The organism is Pantoea sp. Morm (assembly GCF_016643525.1).
Lineage (GTDB): Bacteria > Pseudomonadota > Gammaproteobacteria > Enterobacterales > Enterobacteriaceae > Pantoea > Pantoea dispersa.
Map to the genome: position 1 here is coordinate 1 of NZ_VOQX01000056.1, position 21,789 is coordinate 21,789.

Annotated in this window: 24 protein-coding genes; 13 read left to right on the plus strand and 11 right to left on the minus strand. The window is 57.2% G+C overall.

Annotation, left to right across the window (positions count from 1 at the left end):
• Window positions 1-276: 276 nt before the first annotated feature.
• Window positions 277-1,383, minus strand: a complete 1,107-nt coding sequence (locus FT726_RS18020; RefSeq protein ID WP_278427538.1) for an AI-2E family transporter — start codon at window positions 1,381-1,383, stop codon at window positions 277-279.
• Window positions 1,384-1,575: 192 nt separating this feature from the next.
• On the opposite strand from FT726_RS18020, the gene FT726_RS18025 reads away from it, so the two are divergent.
• The 3 genes from FT726_RS18025 (at window position 1,576) to FT726_RS18035 (ending at window position 3,993) form a co-directional block, all read left to right on the plus strand.
• Complete coding sequence (locus FT726_RS18025; protein ID WP_010615634.1) at window positions 1,576-1,815, plus strand: DUF1272 domain-containing protein; 240 nt, start codon at window positions 1,576-1,578, stop codon at window positions 1,813-1,815.
• Window positions 1,816-2,594: 779 nt separating this feature from the next.
• Window positions 2,595-3,056 (plus strand): RcnB family protein, encoded by a 462-nt coding sequence (locus FT726_RS18030; RefSeq protein WP_058781243.1) that lies wholly within the window; start codon window positions 2,595-2,597, stop codon window positions 3,054-3,056.
• Window positions 3,057-3,165: 109 nt separating this feature from the next.
• Entirely contained in the window at window positions 3,166-3,993 is an 828-nt protein-coding gene (locus FT726_RS18035; RefSeq protein WP_136545641.1) for a Cof-type HAD-IIB family hydrolase, read from the plus strand.
• Between the two features lie 34 nt (window positions 3,994-4,027).
• Here FT726_RS18035 and FT726_RS18040 read toward each other — a convergent pair whose 3' ends face one another.
• Complete coding sequence (locus FT726_RS18040) at window positions 4,028-5,173, minus strand: iron-containing alcohol dehydrogenase (protein ID WP_159378383.1); 1,146 nt, start codon at window positions 5,171-5,173, stop codon at window positions 4,028-4,030.
• A gap of 277 nt (window positions 5,174-5,450) precedes the next feature.
• On the opposite strand from FT726_RS18040, the gene gntT reads away from it, so the two are divergent.
• Entirely contained in the window at window positions 5,451-6,767 is a 1,317-nt protein-coding gene (gntT, locus tag FT726_RS18045; RefSeq protein WP_021508602.1) for a gluconate transporter, read from the plus strand.
• Between the two features lie 33 nt (window positions 6,768-6,800).
• Here the strand turns inward: gntT and FT726_RS18050 are convergent, their stop codons facing one another.
• From FT726_RS18050 to FT726_RS18060, 3 genes are all read right to left on the minus strand, one after another.
• Window positions 6,801-7,883, minus strand: coding sequence for a malate/lactate/ureidoglycolate dehydrogenase (locus FT726_RS18050; protein ID WP_346303173.1), 1,083 nt, complete (start codon window positions 7,881-7,883; stop codon window positions 6,801-6,803).
• Window positions 7,884-7,984: 101 nt separating this feature from the next.
• Window positions 7,985-8,230: a hypothetical protein gene (locus FT726_RS18055; protein ID WP_021508600.1), complete on the minus strand. Its 246-nt coding sequence runs from the start codon at window positions 8,228-8,230 to the stop codon at window positions 7,985-7,987.
• Between the two features lie 374 nt (window positions 8,231-8,604).
• The gene (locus tag FT726_RS18060) at window positions 8,605-8,790 is read right to left on the minus strand and encodes a hypothetical protein (RefSeq protein WP_058781246.1); all 186 of its coding nucleotides are present in this window, start codon (window positions 8,788-8,790) and stop codon (window positions 8,605-8,607) included.
• Window positions 8,791-9,185: 395 nt separating this feature from the next.
• Here FT726_RS18060 and pagP point away from each other — a divergent pair, with 395 nt between their 5' ends.
• The 3 genes from pagP (at window position 9,186) to FT726_RS18075 (ending at window position 10,902) form a co-directional block, all read left to right on the plus strand.
• Window positions 9,186-9,758 carry a lipid IV(A) palmitoyltransferase PagP gene (pagP, locus tag FT726_RS18065; protein ID WP_153001988.1) on the plus strand — a complete coding sequence of 191 codons (573 nt, stop codon included), beginning with the start codon at window positions 9,186-9,188 and terminating at the stop codon, window positions 9,756-9,758.
• Between the two features lie 150 nt (window positions 9,759-9,908).
• Window positions 9,909-10,118 (plus strand): transcription antiterminator/RNA stability regulator CspE, encoded by a 210-nt coding sequence (cspE, locus tag FT726_RS18070; RefSeq protein ID WP_010615627.1) that lies wholly within the window; start codon window positions 9,909-9,911, stop codon window positions 10,116-10,118.
• Window positions 10,119-10,476: 358 nt separating this feature from the next.
• Window positions 10,477-10,902: a GNAT family N-acetyltransferase gene (locus FT726_RS18075; RefSeq protein WP_021508597.1), complete on the plus strand. Its 426-nt coding sequence runs from the start codon at window positions 10,477-10,479 to the stop codon at window positions 10,900-10,902.
• Here the strand turns inward: FT726_RS18075 and FT726_RS18080 are convergent.
• Window positions 10,886-12,241: an aminotransferase class I/II-fold pyridoxal phosphate-dependent enzyme gene (locus FT726_RS18080; protein WP_150360912.1), complete on the minus strand. Its 1,356-nt coding sequence runs from the start codon at window positions 12,239-12,241 to the stop codon at window positions 10,886-10,888. The genes FT726_RS18075 and FT726_RS18080 overlap by 17 nt on opposite strands.
• Window positions 12,242-12,376: 135 nt before the next feature.
• Here FT726_RS18080 and FT726_RS18085 point away from each other — a divergent pair, with 135 nt between their 5' ends.
• From FT726_RS18085 to tatE, 6 genes are all read left to right on the plus strand, one after another.
• Window positions 12,377-13,336 (plus strand): nitrate ABC transporter substrate-binding protein, encoded by a 960-nt coding sequence (locus FT726_RS18085; protein WP_150360913.1) that lies wholly within the window; start codon window positions 12,377-12,379, stop codon window positions 13,334-13,336.
• Window positions 13,337-13,338: 2 nt separating this feature from the next.
• Entirely contained in the window at window positions 13,339-14,133 is a 795-nt protein-coding gene (locus FT726_RS18090; protein WP_059010522.1) for a deaminated glutathione amidase, read from the plus strand.
• A gap of 22 nt (window positions 14,134-14,155) precedes the next feature.
• A complete protein-coding gene (locus FT726_RS18095) occupies window positions 14,156-15,043 on the plus strand; it encodes an ABC transporter substrate-binding protein (RefSeq protein ID WP_104092684.1) in 888 nt (295 codons plus the stop codon).
• Window positions 15,040-15,999 carry an amino acid ABC transporter permease gene (locus FT726_RS18100; protein ID WP_058757905.1) on the plus strand — a complete coding sequence of 320 codons (960 nt, stop codon included), beginning with the start codon at window positions 15,040-15,042 and terminating at the stop codon, window positions 15,997-15,999. Before FT726_RS18095 ends, FT726_RS18100 begins: the two co-directional genes overlap by 4 nt.
• On the plus strand, window positions 15,996-16,766 hold the full coding sequence (locus tag FT726_RS18105; RefSeq protein WP_132465584.1) for an amino acid ABC transporter ATP-binding protein: 771 nt from the start codon (window positions 15,996-15,998) through the stop codon (window positions 16,764-16,766). The genes FT726_RS18100 and FT726_RS18105 overlap by 4 nt, the downstream gene beginning before the upstream one ends.
• Before the next feature lie 97 nt (window positions 16,767-16,863).
• Complete coding sequence (tatE, locus tag FT726_RS18110) at window positions 16,864-17,067, plus strand: twin-arginine translocase subunit TatE (protein WP_010618871.1); 204 nt, start codon at window positions 16,864-16,866, stop codon at window positions 17,065-17,067.
• A gap of 77 nt (window positions 17,068-17,144) precedes the next feature.
• On the opposite strand, the gene FT726_RS18115 is transcribed toward tatE, so the two are convergent.
• From FT726_RS18115 to dacA, 5 genes are all read right to left on the minus strand, one after another.
• Window positions 17,145-18,188 carry a hypothetical protein gene (locus FT726_RS18115; protein WP_346303174.1) on the minus strand — a complete coding sequence of 348 codons (1,044 nt, stop codon included), beginning with the start codon at window positions 18,186-18,188 and terminating at the stop codon, window positions 17,145-17,147.
• A 155-nt stretch (window positions 18,189-18,343) separates the two neighbouring features.
• Window positions 18,344-19,309 (minus strand): lipoyl synthase, encoded by a 966-nt coding sequence (gene lipA / locus FT726_RS18120; protein WP_058757902.1) that lies wholly within the window; start codon window positions 19,307-19,309, stop codon window positions 18,344-18,346.
• A gap of 176 nt (window positions 19,310-19,485) precedes the next feature.
• On the minus strand, window positions 19,486-20,136 hold the full coding sequence (gene lipB, locus FT726_RS18125) for a lipoyl(octanoyl) transferase LipB (protein WP_346303175.1): 651 nt from the start codon (window positions 20,134-20,136) through the stop codon (window positions 19,486-19,488).
• A 69-nt stretch (window positions 20,137-20,205) separates the two neighbouring features.
• Window positions 20,206-20,469, minus strand: a complete 264-nt coding sequence (gene ybeD / locus FT726_RS18130; RefSeq protein ID WP_010618866.1) for a DUF493 family protein YbeD — start codon at window positions 20,467-20,469, stop codon at window positions 20,206-20,208.
• 93 nt (window positions 20,470-20,562) lie between these two features.
• Window positions 20,563-21,774: a D-alanyl-D-alanine carboxypeptidase DacA gene (gene dacA / locus FT726_RS18135; protein ID WP_021508587.1), complete on the minus strand. Its 1,212-nt coding sequence runs from the start codon at window positions 21,772-21,774 to the stop codon at window positions 20,563-20,565.
• Between the last annotated feature and the right edge of the window lie 15 nt (window positions 21,775-21,789).

Consider the following 21,789-nt stretch of genomic DNA (forward strand, 5'->3'; position numbering starts at 1 on the left):
TCAGAGATGTGGCTGCGATAAATTATTGTTGTAAGCATTTTACGCTCCAGATTGTCGCGATTGTCCTCTGACACCTTAGCAGCATGGGTTAAATTGTGAAACGTCCGGGCTGAGTGCAGCCTGGCGGCTGACTGAGTCCGGTAAAAGGGTTGAGCGGAATTCAAAGGTCGGAAAAGGTGCTGACAGCCTGGCGGCCGCGCTGAAAAGACAAGCGGCGCGTAAAGCGCCGCTCCGGATGAGCCTGCCAGTGAGCGATAGCGGCCCGGCAGCAGGGCTTTAGCTGTCGCGGGTTTTACCCTCTTCGATAAACTCTTCGTCGATCTCTTCGACGTTTTCCCGGTTGTCGCGGCCGGAGAGCAGATTCCAGCAGGCGATGAACAGGGCAGCGATCAAGGGACCAATCACGAAGCCGTTGATGCCGTACACTTCCATGCCGCCCAGCGTGGCGATCAGGATCAGGTAATCCGGCATTTTGGTATCTTTGCCGACCAGCAGCGGACGCAGGATGTTGTCCACCAGCCCGACCACGATGACGAAGAAGCCCACCAGGAACAGGCCTTTCCACAGCGCCCCGGTGGCGAAGAAGAAGATGGCCGCGGGTACCCAGACGATGGCCGAGCCGACTGCCGGAATCAGCGACAGGAACGCCATCAGCGCGCCCCACAGCAGGCTGCCGTCGATGTCAGTGATCCAGAAGGCAAAGCCACCAAGCACCCCCTGAACCACGGCCACCACCACGGTGCCTTTGACCGTCGCGCGCGATACAGCGGCAAATTTCATCAGCAGATGGTGCTTAACATAGGTGGAGAGCGGCAGCGCTTCGAGAATCAGTCCGACCAGCCAGGCGCCGTCTTTCAACAGGAAAAACAGCAGATAAAGCATCACGCCAAAGCCCACGGTGAAGGTGAAAGTCCCTTTACCGATCAGGAACACGCTGCCCGCCATGTATTGTCCGCCCTTCAGCGCAAAGCTGGAGAGTTTTTGCTGAATCTGTGCGGCATTGTTCAGATCGTGATCCGCCAGCCAGGTTTGTGCCCACTCCGGCAGATGCTGCAGCAGCGAGGCAAACACCGTCGGGAACTGCGCGGAATTGGTTTGCAGCTTGGTGTACACCGTATTGATCTCGACCACCAGCGACGAGGTGATGATCGCCAGCGGCGTGAACACGATCAGGCAGATAATCAGTAAGGTCACGAAAGAGGCCAGCCCGTTGCGGTCGCCCATTTTGCGCCGCAGCAGTGACTTCAGTGGCGCAAAGATCACCGCCAGAATCGCCGCCCACAAAATGGCGGAGAAATAGGGCGCCAGCACATCAAAAAAGGCGATCGTGACAATCGCCAGAATCACTATAAAGAAACCGATATTTAACCCTTTAACACGCATGCAAAAGCCTCGCAGATAAACGTAGCGAATGAACTATAGAACGGCTTTTGCGGAATGTAATGTTTTTAGCGCGCAAGGCAAGGCGTGCAGGATGAAAAGCTGTCCCGAACTGTCCGCCCTATGTCCGCTCACAGGCTGGCGCGCCGGGGCGGCGGCGACGATGATAGCCCTGAACCCTGACAGGAGAGTGCCATGCTGGAATTACGTCCTAACTGTGAATGCTGCGATAAAGATCTGCCGCCGGCCTCGCCTGATGCGCGCATCTGCTCGTTTGAGTGCACGTTTTGCGTTGACTGTGCGGAAGGCGTGCTGGCGCAGCGCTGCCCGAACTGCGCGGGTGAGCTGGTACGGCGACCGATACGTCCGGCGCAGGCGCTGCTGCGCCATCCGGCTGCAACACAGCGATATCCTGTTTCTGCGCCACCCCGCTAAATTCGCCAGCGCAATTGGATTAACAGCCGGCGCATAATTATTGTGCGCCCGCTTGCTGGTTATTTAACCTTACGCTTCAGCGCAACGAAAAATTAGCGTTATATTAATCACGCACATCGATTAATTGCCAGAACAGCAATAGGGCTCTCGTTATCAATGAAATGTGCCAGCCAGCTAGTTTGCCGGTCGGCTTAAATGGCGGCATAACTAAAAAATGGCATGGATTAATTTTTTATGTTTAAATTCAATGCTTTGTGATTTTGTGTCGATATTTTATACGGGCTGACTATATTTCCTGGCGACAGCTGGTCAGAGCACGGACCTTATTTCCTTTCACGTTATGTACCTTTGGTGGTTATTTTGGCTGCCATGAACATTTTTACGGTTTTTTCTGAAAATAGAAGTTTTCTGAAAATATTTTGCCCTGATGAATGTTATTCTTTCCGGGCAATGCTAGTGATGTGGCGTTGTGTGCTTCAGTTTTACCCTCTTTTTAGCAGGGTTTCCCCGCTTTATGCTTTTTATGGAAATAGCATTGTCCGCCCGATCCCCGCGATCGGGTTTTCTTTATTCCCGCTGAATTAACTGCTTATTTCCCTGCCAGCCTTATCGTGCCACGCCACCATAAAGTCTCCACAATCGTTAAGAAAGCGCTAACCTGGCGTAATGTATTGTAAGTCACCGATTTTTAAGACTTTTGGAAATGCTGTTTTAGCTTTGTTTAGGTAATAGTAAGCCTCAACGGCGCGCAGACTGCCGTTATCCCTGGAGGTAACACCATGAAAAAAACAACACTTACGATTATTGCGTCATTTATTGCATGCAGCACACTGTTTTCCAGCGTCTCCTGGGCCGACGGTCCCGGTGACCATCGCTGGGACCCGCACGGCGGCGACCGCCATCAGGATCGCGGCCCGGGTCCCGATCATCATGATCGTCGTGACTTTGGCCACGATCGCGGACCGGGCCCGGATCGTCACGACCACTATGCTGACCACCGTATGCCGGAGGGACATCGCGGCGGCGATCGCTTTGCCTGGCGCGGTCATGATTTTCGCCGTGGTTATCCGGCACCGCCAGAGTTTCGCGGTCCACACTATCGCGTCGATGACTGGCGGGCACGCGGTCTGTATGAGCCGCCGCGCGGCGAGCACTGGGCCTTTATCGACGGAAATTATGTGTTAGTGGCGGCCGCGACCGGGATTATCACCGCCATTTTGCTGAATAACGCATTTAACTAATCCTGCCGCACGGATGGCGACGGCCATCCGTGTTTCTCTCCGCTTTCACCGCTCACCAGGTTATTCTCTGGACAACCCGTTTTTCCTTTCAACGCGTTAAGGAGTCATGATGACCATGGTAAAAATGGTGGCGGTGGATATGGACGGCACCTTTCTCGACGATAAAAAACAGTACAACCGGGCACGTTTTCAGGCCTGCTATCAGGAGATGAAGCGGCGCGGCATCAAATTTGTGGTCGCCAGCGGTAATCAGTATTACCAGCTCAAATCCTTCTTTCCCGACATCGCCAGTGAGATCGCCTTTGTCGCCGAAAATGGCGCGTGGATCCTCGACAGGGATGAGGAGCTGTTCTGCGGCGCGTTCTCGCGCGAGGACGTTAATGCCGTGCTCGATACCCTGCAGCGCGGTAACTATCCCAACCTGAAATACATCCTCTGCGGCCGCAACAGCGCTTATCACTTCAACACCATGGATGAGCAGTGGCTGGTCAAAATGCGTCACTACTGCCATCGCCTCAAGGCGATCGATAGCCTCGCTGACGTGGGCGATGACCGGCTGTTCAAGTTTGCGCTGAATCTGTCCGATGATTATGTCGATATTCTGATGGCTGATATTGAGCGTCTGCATCAGGGCGCGGCGGCGGCGACCTCCAGCGGGCACGGCTCGGTGGATTTGATTGTGCCCGGCTTGCACAAAGCCAACGGGCTGCGTCTGTTGCAGCAGCGCTGGGACATCAGCAGCGATGAGGTGCTGGCGTTTGGCGACGGCGGTAACGATCTGGAGATGCTGGTGCAGTCGCGCTTCAGCTTTGCCATGCAGAATGCGCCGCAGCGGGTCAAAGACGCTGCGCGCTACGGCGCACCGTCCAATAACCAGGAAGGCGTGCTGCAGGTGATTGAGCAGATGCTGGCGGGGGAAGGGCCGTTTGCTGGCTGAATAAGCAACGGGCAGCCTGCGCTGCCCGAAAGGCTCAGACGACGCGCCACGCGGCGGTAATCATCTCCGTGAGCGTGGCGGGATCATAATTGACCCAGCCGTTTTTGCTGTTGGCGCGCGCCACAATCCAGTCGACCTCTTCCGCAGCCAGCGTCGGTCCTTCCAGCCAGAACGGCACGATAGCCTGCTGCTGCAGCCAGGCTTTCAGCGCCAGCGCCGGCGGTGCCGTTTCATCGGGCAGCAGGCGTTCAGCCAGCGCCGCCATCAGCCGCTGCTGTTCGGGGTGCGCGCGCTCCGCCAGTACATCCAGGAACGGGAACAGCAAACGACCGCAGACTTCGCCGTGATGGAACGGTTTAATCGCCCCCAGCTCGCCGGCAATACCGTGGATCACCCCCAAACCCGCGCTGCTCAGGCTGACGCCGCCGAGCCATGATGCCATCATCATCGCTTCACGTGCCGCATCGCCGCGGCTGTCGTCCTGATTGAGGTACGGCCACGCCTGCATGAACAGTTGCAGCCCGTTGAGCGCGTTCTGCTGACTGAACAGGTTGCCCTTGCGTGACAGATAAGCCTCGAACAGGTGGGTAAAGGCATCAATGGCGCAGGTAGCCAGTACACGATCCGGCGCCCCTTTGAGCAGATCGGGATCGAGAATCGCCACCTGCGGCACAAACACCGGATGGCGCAGCGAGGCCTTCACCTTAATGTGCTGCTGATCGGTCACCACCGCATTCTGCGTGACCTCGCTGCCGGTGCCGGCGGTGGTAGGAATGGCGATCAGCGGTAGCGTGACCGCCTGTACCGGCGTATCGCCCACTTTCTCGAGGTAGCGCGCGATATTCAGCGGATGCTGCATCATGGCGCCAAAGGCTTTGGCCGCATCCAGCACGCTGCCGCCGCCGATGGCGACAACGCGATCGACGTGGCCACGCCAGCGCGTCACCCAGCCATCGATCTCGTCTGGCGAGGCTTCATGGCTGACAATTTCATAGCCCAGAATGTGATCGTTCAGCGTCGCGCCCAGGCGTGCCCACGCCGGACTGTTTAGAAATGAGCGGCCGCAGAACAGCAGCGTGGGCTGCGGATTCGCCGCCAGCAGCGGGACCAGGCGGTCGATGCTGCCACGGCCAAACAGGGTTTGTTGATTACTGTACAGCTCAATCAGATTCTCACTCACCTGCAGATCCTTATCGGTTGGCATAAAACAGCTAGTGTAACCAAAAGCCACGCCGCTGCCGGGGCAAACATTCTGATAACCCTCCGACAAAAAGTTGATCACCTTCGCAAAACAGAAATTCACCCGCTGCACCAGGTGCTTTCCCGTCAATGTTACCCTTAACATGATACCGGTAACAGGATGTCGCATTCTGAAACATCTGGCACTGATAATCCCTTTGTCCCATTACAACAAACCGCTGCCGGTAATACGCCGAGCGCAAAAGTGGAGAAAAATTATGCCATTACTCTATGTGGCAATTGGCGTGGCGTTACTGCTGCTGCTGATGATTCGCTTCAAACTTAACGGCTTCATCGCGCTGATTCTGGTGGCACTGGCGGTAGGCATGATGCAGGGCATGCCGGTCAATAAAGTGATTGGATCGATCAAAACCGGCGTCGGCGGTACCCTGGGCAGCCTGGCGCTGATCATGGGCTTTGGCGCGATGCTGGGGAAATTGCTGGCCGACTGCGGCGGTGCGCAGCGTATCGCCACCACGCTGATCGAAAAATTCGGCCAGAAGCACATTCAGTGGGCGCTGGTGCTGACTGGCTTCACCGTGGGCTTCGCGCTGTTTTATGAAGTCGGGTTTGTGCTGATGCTGCCGCTGGTGTTCAGCATTGCCGCGTCGGCGCGCGTGCCGCTGCTGTATGTCGGCGTGCCGATGGCGGCCGCCTTATCCGTGACGCACGGCTTTCTGCCACCGCATCCGGGTCCGACCGCGATTGCCACGTTATTTAATGCCGACATGGGTAAAACCCTGCTGTACGGTACGCTGCTGGGTATTCCGACGGTGATTCTGGCCGGGCCGGTGTATGCGCGTTTCCTGAAAGGCATTGATAAGCCGATTCCGGAAGGGCTGTGGAACCCGAAAACTTTCAGCGAAGCGGAGATGCCGGGTTTTGGCGTTAGCGTGTGGACGGCGCTGGTGCCGGTGATCCTGATGGCGCTGCGTGCCGTGGCAGAAATGCTGCTGCCGAAAGGCCATGTGCTGCTGCCGTACGCGGAATTTTTTGGCGATCCGATCATGGCGACGCTGATTGCGGTGCTGATTGCCATCTTCACCTTTGGCCTTAACCGTGGCCGCAGCATGGATGAGGTGATGGGCACCATCACTGACTCGATCAAAATCATTGCCATGATGCTATTGATCATCGGCGGCGGCGGCGCCTTCAAACAGGTGCTGGTGGACAGCGGTGTGGACAAATACATCGCCGGCATGATGCATGAAACCAACGTCTCGCCAATCTTTATGGCGTGGTCAATTGCGGCGGTGCTGCGTATTGCGCTGGGATCTGCCACCGTCGCGGCGATTACCGCCGGCGGCATTGTGGCACCGCTGATTGCCACCAGCGGCGCCAGCCCGGAGCTGATGGTCATTGCCGTCGGTTCCGGCAGTGTCATCTTCTCGCACGTTAACGATCCGGGCTTCTGGCTGTTCAAGGAGTACTTCAACCTGACCATCGGTGAAACTATTCGCTCGTGGTCGGCGCTGGAAACCATCATCTCGGTGTGCGGTCTGCTGGGCTGTTTGCTGCTGTCCGCTGCGCTGTAACCGGCTGAGGCACCGTGCCTCAGCCCCGGCGGCTTACTGCGCTAAGGCGCGGAAGGCCGCCAGTTCGTCCTCCGGCATGCCAGCCTGGCGTGCCGCTGCGCAAATCTGCTGCCAGCTGTTGCTGTCCAGCGGAATGCCCTCGCGTTCACGTGCTGCCCGGTTGCGCGTTTCCCATTCGCCCGGCACCAGAATCTCCGCCTCACCACTTTGCGGTGAGCGCCTGACCCACGCGAGAAACTCTTCGGCTTCCTGCTGCATCGCCGGTGCGTCAAACGCGTCAGGGTTCAGGATTATGGTGGTCATGCCGTTAAAGATGGCGTCAGTGCCGGTGAGCAGCGTGGCGTCATGCGTAGTGCGACCGCCGGACAGCGCGCCGCCAAGGATTTCGCACATCGTCGCCAGCGCATAGCCTTTGTGCAGGCCGAAGGCGGTCAGCGCGCCATACGGCGACTGATGCATCACGCTCGGATCGGTGGTCGGCTGGCCCTGCGCATCAAGCAAATAGCCCGGCGCGACCGGCTGACCTTTGTTATACGCCACACGCGTTTTACCAAAGGCGATGCCGCTGGTGGCAAAGTCCAGCAGCAGCGGTTCGCCGTCGCGACGCGGAAACACCGCGCAGAACGGATTGGTGCCGAAGCGGCGATCGCTGCCGTTAAACGGCGCCACCATCGGATCGCCCATCACATTAACGAAGTGAAAGGAGACAAAGCCCGCTGCGGCACACTGCTCCGCCCAGTGACCGATACGGCCAATGTGATGCGAATGATGCAGGCCAACCGCCGCAAGGCCAAACCTGTTCGCCCGCTCAATGCCGTGCTGCATGGCCTCGTACGCGGCCACCTGACCAAAGCCTTTCTGACCATTAAGGGTGAGGACCGCGCCAGCGTCTTTTTCGATGCTGACGTGCTGATTGAGCTGTAGAAAGCCCTGCGTCAGCGAGGCCATATAGCTCGGTATCATGCCGACGCCGTGGGAGTCATGGCCCGCGAGGTTAGCAGCAACAAGATGGTCAGCCACCAGGCGCGCTTCTTCGGCACTGCTACCGGCGTGCAGCCAGATAGCCTGAACAAACTGATGTAAGCGGGAAGGGGAAACACGATGCAGTTCAGTCACGCGGTTAATCTCCTTATGGGGGGAGAGAGCATCCTGCGCTGAAATGGATAATAACCGCAAGTAAGGGCTGATAAAGGGCCACAACACGTGGCCCAACAAACTCAGTGCGGCTGTTCGAAGCCGGCTTTAACCATCTGTTCACGCAGTGCGCGTGCAATTTCACGGTTCCCACCCGTGATTGGATAAATAACGTTGTTGACGACATCGTCAAGATAATGCTCATCAAACTCTTGCAGGGTGAGCTGCGTACCGCCTTCGTCATTAATCGCAATGCTGCCACGAATGTGACTGCCATGATCCTTTGCCTTGAGGCTGTAACGACCCATGCTGGTATTAATCGTGCTCATATCATCTCCTTGTTACGTAGACATAGCGAACAATTGAGGCCTGCTACAGGCGCTGTAATTTTAGACAATCAGCGCGCTACGCGTGCGGCGGGATAGCAACGTAAGCGATAAGCTGCGACCGGGCTCGCAGAAAAAAAGAGCAGGTAACAGTCTCTGAGGCAAGTGACTGGGATCGCGCTCGCAGCGCCCAGCGAAGCCGGAATAATCATCTATACTGAATGCACGATGCGTTATTTTTCATCCTGAAGGAGCGAACAATGAAAATAATACTGTGGATTATTGCCATCATCTTTATTGTCGGGTTATTGACGATTACTGGCGTGTTTAAACTGATTTTCTGACGCGTTCAGGCACCCGGCGGGTGCCTGAAAACATTATTCAACGTGACGGGCGGCAGAAGCCGGTTGCAGGGATGACAGCGGGATCACATCGCGCAGGCTGATCGGCTTGCCGCACGCGGCGCAACAGGCGCCGTGATGATCGGGATCGTCGACCTTTTCCTTGCCGGGTACTGTATAAAAAAATTTGGCGCAACCGCAGCGGCTGCAACGTATTGTCATCTCAGTTCCTCCTCTCTCCGTCCTGGAGTGATGAGATTTATCTCAATCATCGGGTGAGTTCAATTGATAAATTTTATTAATTTATTCATGAAATCAATTTCTACGGATAAGTTGCTGAATATTAAGTAATCACCCTAAGTAATCATCAACTGAGCGGTGCATTTTCTGCACCTTTTACCCTCTGCGTTTTGTTTATTTGCCGTTTCGACTCCGTTCGCGCAGTGAGGTAAAATTAACCAGCTGATTGCCAGCAGAGCCGGGTGCGACTGGCGCCATTGTGGCGCGCGCGCTGTACGCGCTCGTGGCATCAGCCATTAACCCACGGCAGCATGCGGCGCGATGTGGCGCTACGCGGTGACTGCCGGATACAGGATGATTTAACAGGAAGCATTGTTGTGAACTGGCGTATTTCTGCAGCCTTTTGCGGCTGTATTTTGATTTCATCGGTCTCTTTTTCGACACCAGCGGCAACCACAGGCGAAGCGATTAAATCGGGCTGGAATACCTTCTCCGATAACGTGGCGCAAACCTGGACACAACCGCAAAATTACGATCTTTACGTCCCGGCTATCACCTGGCACAACCGCTTTACTTACGATGATGAACACATCAAAAAGTACAACGAGCGGCCGTGGGGCGCGGGCGGTGGCGTTTCGCGCTGGGATGAAAAGGGCAACTGGCACGGCCTGTATGCCATGGCGTTCAAAGACTCGTTTAACAAGTGGGAGCCCATCGCCGGCTACGGCTGGGAAGCGACCTGGCGACCGCTGAACGATCAGAATTTCCATCTGGGTGCCGGTTATACCGCGGGTGTAACGGCCAGGGATAACTGGCGATATATCCCGGTTCCGCTGGTATTGCCGCTGGCTTCGATAGGGTATGGCCCGGCAACCTTCCAAATGACGTACATTCCAGGCACTTATAACAACGGCAACGTCTATTTTGCCTGGTTAAGATTTCAGTTTTAATCGCTGAAGATGCGCAGAAAGTGTGAAGGGCATGGAAAAAATCAATATTTATCACTTTTTCATCAATTCGCGCTGGACAAATGTCACTGCAATTGCTGTACTAGATGCCGACACAGTTTAGTGTCCATTTTTCATGTAAAGGTAATATAGATGTCCAAGATCAAAGGTAACGTTAAGTGGTTTAATGAGTCCAAAGGATTCGGTTTCATTACTCCAGAAGATGGCAGCAAAGATGTATTCGTACACTTCTCTGCTATCCAGAGCAACGGCTTCAAAACTCTGGCTGAAGGTCAGCGTGTAGAGTTTGAAATCACCGACGGCGCTAAAGGCCCATCTGCTGCTAACGTTACCGCTCTGTAAGTTAACAGTCAGAATTTTAAAAACCCGCCTGATGGCGGGTTTTTTTTGTGCTTTTTTCAGCCCTGCCACCAGCTAATGGCCCAGGCGATAATCACCAGCGTACTAAGCGACAGCGCCAGCCATTCATTAAAACAGTGCGGTACCAGATTCTTCATGTGCCATGCCTCGCAACTTCATTTATGCCAGCATGGCAAAGCAAGATTAAGCCAGCCTTAAGCCAGCGTGACAGCGGCATGACAAGGCACATTCTGCGGCGTCGCTCACAAATAATTCCCGTAACATACTCATAACAAAGCTTACTTGCAGATTTTTCAGCGGCAACGCTATATAACAGCAGTCAGGGAACGGAGGAGGCAGGATGAACATACGTGAAGCACAGGCCAAAGACAGCTTTGCCCTGAGTGCACTGTTAACCGAGCTGGGTTATCGCGGCACGGAAAAATTTATCAGCGATCGGCTGGCGCAATTGTGCGCCCATCCCGACGAGACGCTGCTGGTGGCGGAACACGGTAACCAGGTGCTGGGATTTCTTTCGCTGCACTTTATTCCGCAGCTGGCATTAGCGGGCGATTTCGCGCGCATCAGCTATTTCTGTATCGCCGAGGGCGAGCGCAGTAAAGGCAGCGGCCAGCAGCTGCTGAACCACGCCGAGCAACTGGCGCGTGCCCGCGGCTGCGACCGCATGGAAGTGCATTGTCACGCCTCGCGACTGAAAGCTAACCAGTTTTATGCGCGAGAAGGCTACGTTGAATCGCCACGCTATCACATCAAAGATCTGGGCTGATATTAAGCTCGCGTCCGCAGGCAATCACTAACGCATCGGCGATGCTGTCGAGCTGATCGGCCGGCAGCCGCGCAATGCTGACGCGAATGAACTGTCCGCTGTTGATGCTGCAGCGTTCGCCTGGCAGCACGGTGATGCCCCGGGCGGCGAGGGTGATCATGGCATACTGCTCTGACGCCACCGGCAGCATCACGCTCAGGCCGTCGCGATCTTCCTGTACCAGCCCGCGCCGCGCCAGTGCGGCCAGCAACTGCTGACGGCGCGCGGCATACGTGCCTTTGGCCTGCTGTATGCGCTGCTGGGTGGGCGCATCGCTTAGCATCCAGGCCACCGCATCCTGCAAAATACGGCTGGTCCAGCTGACCCCGAAGTTACGCCACGACTGCAGCCGTTTCACCAGTTCTGCCGTGCCGGATACCACCGCCAGCCGCAGATCCGGGCCGTAGGCTTTGGAAAAGGAGTGCACGTGCAACGTACGCTGCGGATAGTGGCGGCCGAGACTCCATACCGGCCAGCGCGACAAATCGCCGATGCCATCATCCTCGACAATCAGGGTGGCACTCTGCGCCAGCACCTGCGCCAGCGCTTCGCTGCGCTGCTGGCTGACGCTGTAGCCGGTCGCCGAGTGGGTGCGTGGCTGATAAATGAACATCGCTGGCGCTTTCTGTAAGTGTGTCGCCAGCACCTCAGGCAGCGGTCCCTGCTCATCACCGGGCAGCGGCAGGATCTCGGCACCGATGTTGTCGAGCATATCCAGCAGACGCGTCGCGGTCGGATCTTCAATCACTACCCGATCGCCGGGTGACAGCAGCGTCTGCACTATCAGGTTCATGGCATCAAAGCCGCCATCGGTCGCCAGCCACGCCTCCGCCGGACAGGGCCAGCGCGGCGCAATGGCCGCCTGCAGCTGTGGCGAAATCGCCTCACGCTGATAGCTATTCAGCTGCGGTGAAGCCAGCCCGGCCAGCATCGCCGGGCGCAGGTCCGGCAGCAGTGCCGGATCGGGCGCAGCCATCGCCAGCGCGGCTTTGACGTTTTCACCATAGTTGCCAATTTTCTCAAAGCGGACCGGTCGCGGCATCACACTGTTGCCGCACACCCAGATTCCGCTTCGCCCTTTACCCGCCAGCACTTTCTGCTTTTTCAGCTGCGCCCAGGCCGCGGATACCGTGGCCGGACTCACGCCCAGCCGCTCCGCCAAATCGCGCACTGCCGGCATCTGCATGCCTACGGCAATCTGTCCGTCGCGAATCAATGTTGACGCGGCGAGGGTAATGCCTTTTACCGAGGCGTCGTTAATCTGCTGGCTGAGCCACTCTGCATCCACAATTTGCGTCATAAGAAAAAGCTTTGTTCAGTAACAAAGAAATGATTGTTCAGATTAGTATTCGCGTTTTAGACTCAAATTCAAGCACAATTTGCAGAAAAAATGCACAGCGCCAGCGTGGCGGCTGAACAAACGGAGAAGCACACGATGATCACTATCAGACTGGCGGTGCGCGACTGGGATTACTTCACGCCGTTGGCGCTGGGCGATATTCAGCCACAGGGCTTCAGGCTGGTCATTGACCGCGTAGGCACGCTGGTGGATAACCTGGCCAGCAGTGAACACTACGAAGGCGGTGAGGTGTCGTTCAGCCGCTATGCGCAGGCACGGGCGCGCGGCGACGATTCACTGCTCGGCCTGCCGCACTTTCTGATGCGTGGCTTTCGCCAGCGCTGCATCATCACCACCACAACCAGCCCGCTCACCACCCCAGCCCAGCTGAAAGGCAAAAGAATCGGCGTTACCGGCTGGCAGGACTCCGGTAATACCTGGACGCGCACCGTGCTGCGTGAAGCGGGCGTCGATATCAACGACGCCTTCTGGTTTGCCGGACGCCTGACCGCTGATCATCCGATTGTTGACCGGCTGGCGGGATTTGGTCGCCCGGGCCGCATCGAACCGGCGCCGGACGAGCGTCCGCTGATTGAACTGTTGAAAGCCGGCGAGCTGGATGCGGTGTTCACGCCGTTTATGCCTGAGGGTTTTTTCCTGAAAGATTCCGGTCTGCGCCAGCTGCAGGCGGATTTCGTCAGTGCCGAGCGCGACTACTTCAACCGCGTCGGCTATGTGCCCGGTATTCATCTGCTGGCGCTGAAGCCGGCGCTGGCGGCGGCGCATCCGTGGCTGCCGCAGGCGCTGAGCGAGGTGATCGATCGCGCGTATCAGCTGTGGATGCGCAAACGCGAGAAGTACGCGGATACCACGCCGTGGCTGCTGGATGATTTGCGACGCACCGCGCAGGAATTGCCTGCCGACTGGAATCAAAACGGATTTACCGCTAACAAAAGGATGATTGCCGACTTCGCCCGTGAGCTGTTTCAGCAGGGCTTAACCACAACGTTGCTCTCGCCGGAGGAGATTTTCCCGGCGGCGGCCAGAGGCGAGTGAAGATGAAAGTAGCCATGGGGCAGTTCGCCGTTAGCCGCGAATGGCAGGAGAACACCGCCATTTGTCGTGGTCTGATGCAGGATGCGCTGGCGGCGGGCGCCGATCTGCTGGTGCTGCCGGAAGGCGTGCTGGCGCGAGATATCGCCGATCCCGATCTGGTGTTAAAAGCCGCACAGCCGCTGGACGGGCCGTTTGTCAGTCAGCTGCTGGAAACCAGCAAAGGTAACGCGCTGACCACCATGATGAGCGTGCACGTGCCGACGCAGGATAACAAAGCGCACAACGTACTGATTGCACTGCGTAATGGCGAAATCATCGCGCAGTATGTCAAGCTGCATCTGTACGATGCCTTCGCCATGCAGGAGTCGCAGCGGGTTAATCCGGGTGATGCCGTGCCGCCACTGGTTGAGGTGGCTGGCATGAAAGTCGGGCTGATGACCTGCTACGACGTGCGTTTTCCCGAACTGGCGCGCCGGCTGGTGCTGGACGGTGCCGACGTGCTGGTGCTGCCTTCCGCCTGGGTAAAAGGACCGTTAAAGGAGATGCACTGGGAACTGCTGACCAGTGCGCGCGCGCTGGAAAACACCTGCTACATGGTGGCGGTAGGCGAGTGCGGGCCGCGCAACATTGGTAACAGTCTGGTGATCGATCCGCTTGGCGTGGTGATTGCTAAGGCACCGGAGTGCGCTGCACTGGTGTTTGCCGAACTGGATCCGGCCCGCATCGCCTACGCCCGCAGCGTGCTGCCGGTACTGGAAAATCGCCGCTTTGCCCGTCCGGAATTGCAATCACTTTGACCTGCCTGGGGGAAACTGACTGATGAAAATGCTTTTAACCGCCATCGCGCTGGCGACCGGCCTGACGGCGAGCGTCGTCCAGGCAGCGGACGCCATTCCGACGCAAAAAATGGATAAGGCGCTGCACGATCGGCTGCCAGCGCAGATCAAACAGGCTGGCAAAATGATCTCGGTAAACAACGGCTCCTTTCCGCCGTATGAGATCGTTAACGGGCCGCACTCAATGGATGGCGCCTCGGCCGATCTTACCGTGGCGCTCGGCCAGCTGCTGGGCGTGAAAATTGAACACGCGACGGTGAGCGGTCTGTCCGGCGTACTGGCCGGCATTAATTCCGGACGCTATCAGATGGCCATCGGGCCGATAGGTGATTATCCGGATCGCCAGCAGAAGGTGGACTTCATCGACTACGTGCAGGAGTTCGTGGTGTTTGGCGTGCAGAAGGGCAATCCGGCGCACATCAACGGTCTGGCAGATACCTGCGGCAAGCGCATCGCGGTAATGGCGGCCGGTTCGGCGGAGCAGGTGATCCGCAAACAGTCAGCCGCCTGTGAGGCTGCGGGCAAACCTGCAGTCGTGGTGCAGTCCTTTACCGATCAGCCTTCGTCGATACTGGCGGTGCGCTCGAAGCGTTCGGATGCCTTCTTCTCCTCGCAGGCGCCGCTGACCTATTTCATTGAGCAGGCGCAGGGGCAGCTTGAACTGTCTGGTCAGGGGCAGAAAAACGGCTTTGGCGATATCTTTCAGGGCACGGTCGTTCCCAAAGGCTCGCCGCTGGGCGAGGTGGTGCTGGATGCCTACAAAGAACTGTTTGCCAACGGCACTTACGCGGCCATCATGAAAAAATGGCAGCTGGACGGCAACATGCTGCCGCAGCCGGGACGTAACCTGGCGCAGGAGACGGCAAAATGAGTGCCGTCGGCCCCAACGCGCGCCCCACGGATCAGGGGGACGTGCCGCAGCGCGACGTCGCTTTTGCCCGTAGCGCGCCCGCGTATGGACGCTGGGTTAGCTGGATCGTGGTCCTGACGCTGGCAGCGAATGGTCTGTGGCTGGTGGCGACCAATCCCAATTTTGAGTGGCACGTGGTGCTGCAGTGGTTTACCGAAGGCTCGGTGCTGAAAGGGCTGCAGGTGACGCTCGGTCTGACGGTGGTGTCGATGGTGCTGGGCACCCTGCTGGGGCTGCTGCTGGCGGTCTGGCGGCTGTCAGAGAATAAACTGCTGAGCGGCGTGTCGGCGCTCTACATCTGGTTCTTTCGCGGTACGCCGCTGCTGGTGCAGCTGATATTCTGGTACAACCTGTCGACGCTGTTTCCCACGCTATCGATCACCGTGCCGTGGACGGACATCACCTTTGCCAGCTGGAATACTAACGATCTGATCACGCCGCTGACTGCCGCCATCGCCGGTCTGGCGCTCAACGAGGCAGCCTATATGGCGGAGATTATCCGTGCTGGCCTGCTGTCGGTCGATCACGGTCAGGTTGAAACCACTCAGGCGTTTGGCATGAGCCGCAGCCGCGCGCTGCGGCGTATCATCATTCCACAGGCGATGCGCGCCATTATTCCCCCGACCGGCAACCAGCTGATTAGCATGATCAAAGCTACGTCGCTGGTGAGCGTCATCGCGATGGGCGATCTGCTCTATTCGGTGCAGGCCGTTTACAACCGTACCTTTGAAATCATTCCGATGCTGATGGTGGCGGTGATCTGGTATCTGCTGATTACCTCGATCCTCAACGTCGGCCAGTCAGCCATTGAGCGCTACTACGCGCGCGGCAGCAAACGTACCGTGGTGGTGAACAAACGACGCGCCAGCAGTGACACGGCGCTGGCTGCGGCCCCGCGTTTAAAGGAGGACGTATGAGCGAGATTCAGCCGCTGGTGCGCGCGCGTAATGTGCAAAAGAGCTTTGGTGATAACGCGGTGCTGAAAGGCATCGACCTTGATGTGTTCCCGGGCGAAGTGGTGGTGATTCTCGGGCCTTCGGGCTCCGGCAAGTCGACCTTTCTGCGCTGCATTAATCATCTGGAAGAGATGAATGCCGGCTCGATTATGGTGGGCGACGAGCAGATTGGTTATGCGCTAAAGCGCGGCCTGCTGCATCGCCTGTCGGCGCGGAAAATTGCCCATCAGCGGCAGAAAATCGGCATGGTGTTTCAGCAGTTCAATCTCTATCCCCATATGACGGTACTGCAAAACATCATGGAAGCGCCGATTGGCGTGCACAAGTTCCCACGCGATGAGGTGCTGCAACACGCGCGTGAGCTGCTGGCAACGGTCGGATTGAGCGATAAAGCCGACGCCTGGCCGCGGCATCTGTCGGGGGGACAACAGCAGCGCGTGGCGATTGCCCGTGCGCTGGCGATCAAACCGCTGCTGATGCTGTTTGATGAGCCGACTTCGGCACTGGATCCGGAACTGGTGGGGGAAGTGCTGGCTACAATGCGTACGTTAGCCGATCGCGGCCTGACCATGATTGTGGTGACGCATGAAATCGGCTTTGCGCGTGAAGCCGCCGACCGCGTGGTGTTTATGGATGGCGGCGTGGTGGTAGAACAGGGCCCGCCGGAGCAGGTGATTGGCAATCCGCAGCATCCGCGCACTCAGGCGTTTCTCAGCCGCTTTATCTGAACGGGGATCTCACTCTGTTACAGATTGCAGTTGAGCGTGGTGAATAACTGCGCGTTAATAGTGCTGTCCGTTTTTCGCGAAGGTTGAAAGGTAAAATATGGAAGGTATCAGTATTGCCAAACTGCTGATCATCGGTGCGCTTATCGTACTGCTTTTTGGCACCAACAAGTTACGTTCACTGGGTGGCGATCTGGGTTCCGCAATCAAGGGCTTTAAAAAAGCCATGAAAGATGATGAATCCACCGCAACCAAAAGCAGTGCCGAAGAAACGCCTGCTGAACGCGTCGGCCATAAAGAGTAATCTCTGCGCTGAACGTCAATAAGTGTAAATATTTATTACGTTAAAAAACCAGACTGCCACAGTCTGGTTTTCGTTTTTTAGTGCCAGACAATGTGATGTTCCAGCGGTTCATCCCAGCCTGGCAGGTTGCCACCGTGATCGCCGCTGGCGGTAAGCGTGCTGTCAGCGCTGTGCCACTCATCCAGCCATGCTTCGCTGAAGGTCAGCGGCAGAAGAGCGGGCGCAATATCATCCTGCTGCATCGCCAGTTCCATCAGTGCACAATCAATCGCGCTGAGATCGCTGTCATCAATTGGCGTGATAATAGCGGCAGGCTGCGGCAGTACGGTAATCAACTTATTGTAACGGCTGCTGACATGCCCCTGTTCATCGACGAACTCTGCACTGAATACATGCTGTGCCGCGCTTAAATCGGCGGGCTGAGCGAACTGCCAGTGACCCTGTGCGTCGCCCGTTACCACTTCAATCAGCACATTATCGATATAAATAAGCACCTGAGCGCCCGCCGCCAGCGTGCCGCTAAACATTTTCGGCTCACCGCTGTCATCGTAATCCACCGCATAGTCGGGTTGCTGTATGTCGCGCAGCACAGCCACCTCAGGCAGGTTCAGCGGCTGCCGGGCTGTGGGCGTGGGGACAGCCGACGGGTGGGGCGTCTGATGTTCTGCTGCATACCATGCCGCAGGCAGCGCGCTGACCAGCGACAGCGCCGGGCTGAGCGCCGGAACCTCAGGCAGGCTGTGCCAGACGCTCTCGCCGGCGGCCTGCTGCGCTGACTCCAGCGGCGGCAGCGCTGGCAGCAACGGCGTTTCATCCGGCGTTACGCTGCGCAGTTCGGTGAAAGGCAGTGCGGGCGCAGACGCAGGCTGCGCGCTTTGCGGCAGGTGCAGATGAATTTCGTCGTAGCGGTGGTCGATGCTGATGGCGGTTGCAAGAAACGCCAGTTCGCACGACGCATGGGGCGTCACGAACGGATTAGTGATATCCATGGGCGTGGTACGCGCTTTTAGCGCATCCAGGCTTTCGCCCGACGCGCCGCTTCGCGGTCTACCAGAGGATGGACCTGACACATCCGCCGCCCGCATAAAATCGAGCTCATCGATATGAAAGGATGATTGCATAATCTGACCTTTATGAAAAAAACACTGAGAAAATAAAATAATAAACAGGCTCTTATGGCCTCAGCGGTTAAAGCGACAGATTTGCGACAGGAATTAAGCGGTTTAAGCAGAATTTTTGCGATTGCGCCGCAGCAGGGCGCAATCGCGGCAGGAGGTTACTTCACTTCCAGGCCTTTCGCCTGCATATCAGCGTGATAAGACGAGCGGACGAACGGACCGCAGGCAGCGTGGGTAAAGCCCATCGCCAGCGCTTCTTCTTTCATCTCATCAAATTCAGCCGGGCTGACGTAACGCTGCACCGGCAGATGGTGACGGCTTGGCTGCAGGTACTGGCCGAGGGTCAGCATAGTGACACCGTGGCGACGCAGATCGCGCATCACTTCAATGATTTCCGCATTGGTTTCCCCGAGACCGACCATCAGACCGGATTTGGTCGGCACGTCCGGATGCGCCTCTTTGAAACGCTCCAGCAGCTTCAGCGACCACTCATAGTTAGCGCCCGGACGCACCTGACGATAGACGCGCGGTACGTTTTCCAGGTTATGGTTGAACACATCCGGCGGCGTAGCCGTGAGGATCTCCAGCGCGCGATCCATACGCCCGCGGAAGTCCGGCACCAGCGTTTCAATTTTGATGGTCGGGCTTTTCTCGCGGATGGCGCTGATGCAGTCAGCAAAGTGCTGTGCACCGCCGTCGCGCAGATCGTCGCGGTCCACCGAGGTGATTACCACATAGCGCAGCGCCATATCGGCGATGGTTTGTGCCAGCTTCAGCGGCTCGTTGGCGTCCGGCGCGTTTGGCCGACCGTGTGCCACATCGCAGAACGGACAGCGGCGGGTACAGATGGCACCGAGGATCATAAAGGTGGCGGTGCCGTGGTTAAAGCATTCGGCGAGGTTAGGGCAGGAAGCCTCTTCACACACCGAGTGCAGGCCGTTTTTACGCATCGCCGCTTTGATGCCCTGAATGCGGCTGGAATCCGCAGGCAGCTTGATCTTCATCCACTCCGGCTTACGCAGGATTTCCTGGCGTTCGGTGACCACGGTTTTTACCGGAATCAGCGCCATTTTGTCGGCATCGCGATACTTGACGCCACGTTCCATCTGAATTGGTTTACTCATAAATCTGCAGGTTCCGGTCGGGATTGCGATTTGAAAGCTTCCTCACTCAAACTGAGAACCAGGCTTTCAACTTTATTTGAAAAAATTGCAAAAATTATATCATCTCGCCGGGGCAGAAGCAGCCGATAAGCCGTGGCGAAAGTTACAATTTTGTAAATGCGCACGTACGGTCAAGGTCAGCACGCGACCTCATCATGCCATTCCGTATCGCTAAAGCCGGTCAGGCGCGCGAAATGCTGCACCAGGCGCGGCTGCACGTCCGCCGGCGTGATGCCGGGCTGGAAGGCGCTGATCTGCGTCATCTGCATGCCGGCATAGCCGCAGGGATTGATGCGCAGGAAGGGCGCCAGATCCATCGCGACATTGAGCGCCAGACCGTGAAACGAGCAGCCTTTACGGATGCGCAGGCCTAGCGAACAGATTTTCGCATCGCCAACGTATACGCCGGGCGCATCCGCACGCGCACGCGCACTGATGTCGTAATCAGCCAGCGTAGCGATGACTGTCTCTTCCAGTGCGGTGACCAGCTCGCGCACGCCCAGCTTGCGGCGTTTAACGTCAATCAGTACATACATCACCTGCTGGCCCGGGCCGTGATAGGTTACCTGGCCGCCGCGATCGCTCTGTACCACCGGAATATCGCCCGGCACCAGCACATGTTCGGCTTTGCCAGCCTGGCCCTGAGTAAACACCGCAGGGTGTTCCACCAGCCAGAGTTCATCGGCGGTGGCGCTGTCGCGCCGATCGGTAAAGTGATGCATGGCATCGGAGACGGGCTGCCAGTCGCGCTGGCCAAGCTGACGAACAAGAAGCGTATTAGCAGACAAAGCAGAAGTCCGGTAGCGAGTGGAGGGCAGAGTATAACGCTGGCAAAGCGGCCTTTACCAGCGTCAGCATTACAGCACCATGCGCACGATTTCGATGTTGCCCAGCTCTTCGTACAGGGTTTCCACCTGTTCGATGTGGGTGGCGTTAATGGTGATCGACACCGAGTGATAATTGCCTTTGCTGCTGGGCTTCACGTCAGGGCTGTAGTCGCCGGGCGCATGACGCTGCACCACTTCAACCACTTGATCAACCAGCTCCGGTTGCGCCAGGCCCATCACTTTGTAGGTAAAAGGCGTCGGGAATTCGAGCAGTTCATTCAGTTTGGTTTTCATATTAACTCCGGTGCATAAAAAACAGGCTCCCGCCGAAGCGGGAGCAATATAGTAGCTTATCTGGGGACGGATTGGCGATTTTTCAAGCGCGCCTTAGCCGAACCAGTGATGGAACATCAGTTTGATGTAATCGATGATGCGGCTGAAGAAACCGCCTTCCTGCACTTCGTTCAGCACCACCAGCGGACGCTGTTCAATGGTTTTACCATCCAGCTGGAAGTTGATGCTGCCCACGACCTGGTTTTTCTGCAGCGGCGCGTGCAGTTCGGTGTTGTTCAGCACGTAACTGGCCTTGAGGTCTTTCATGCGGCCGCGCGGGATGGTCAGGTAGGCATCTTTTTCCACGCCGAGCTGCACGCGATCGCTGTTGCCAAACCATACCGGCTCAGAGGCAAACTCTTTGCCCGCCTTCAGCGGTGCCACGGTTTCGAAGAAGCGGAAGCCCCAGGTCAGCAGCTTTTTACTCTCGGTTTCACGGCCTTTGAAGGTGTGACCGCCCATCACCGCCGAGATCAGACGCATCTGGCCTTCGGTCGCTGACGCCACCAGGTTGTAGCCGGCGGCTTCGGTATGGCCGGTTTTGATGCCGTCGACGTTCAGGCTGGTATCCCACAGCAGGCCGTTACGGTTCATCTGGCGGATGTTATTAAAGGTGAACTCTTTCTCTCTGTAGACCGCGTACTCATCCGGCACATCGCGAATCAGCGCCTGGCCAATCAACGCCATGTCACGCGCCGTACTGTACTGACCGTCAGCATCAAGACCGTGCACGGTCTGGAAATGGGTATTTTTCAGGCCCAGCGCGCCCACGTAGTTGTTCATCAGGTTAACGAATGCGTCCTGGCTGCCGGCAACGTAATCGGCCATCGCCACGCAGGCGTCGTTACCGGACTGCAGCACAATACCACGCGTCAGCTGAGAGACCGGTACGCGATCGCCCGGCTTGAGGAACATCAGCGAGGAGCCTTTGAACACCGGATTGCCGGTTGCCCAGGCATCTTTACCGACGGTAACAATGTCATCCTGATGGATTTTGCCCGCTTTGACCGCCTGGCCGATGACGTAGCTGGTCATCATTTTGGTCAGACTGGCCGGGTCGCGGCGCGCGTCCGCGTTCTTTTCCGCCAGCACTTTGCCGGAGTTATAGTCGATCAGCACGTAAGCTTCGGCATCGATGTCCGGCACGCCCGGAATCATGGTTTTCAGATTAACATCATCTGCAAAGGCAACGTGGCTGAGGGAGAGAGCGACCAGTGATCCCACTGTCAGGCGTTTCAGAAAACGAGAAGGTTTCAGCGTATTCATGTTCAGGACTACAGC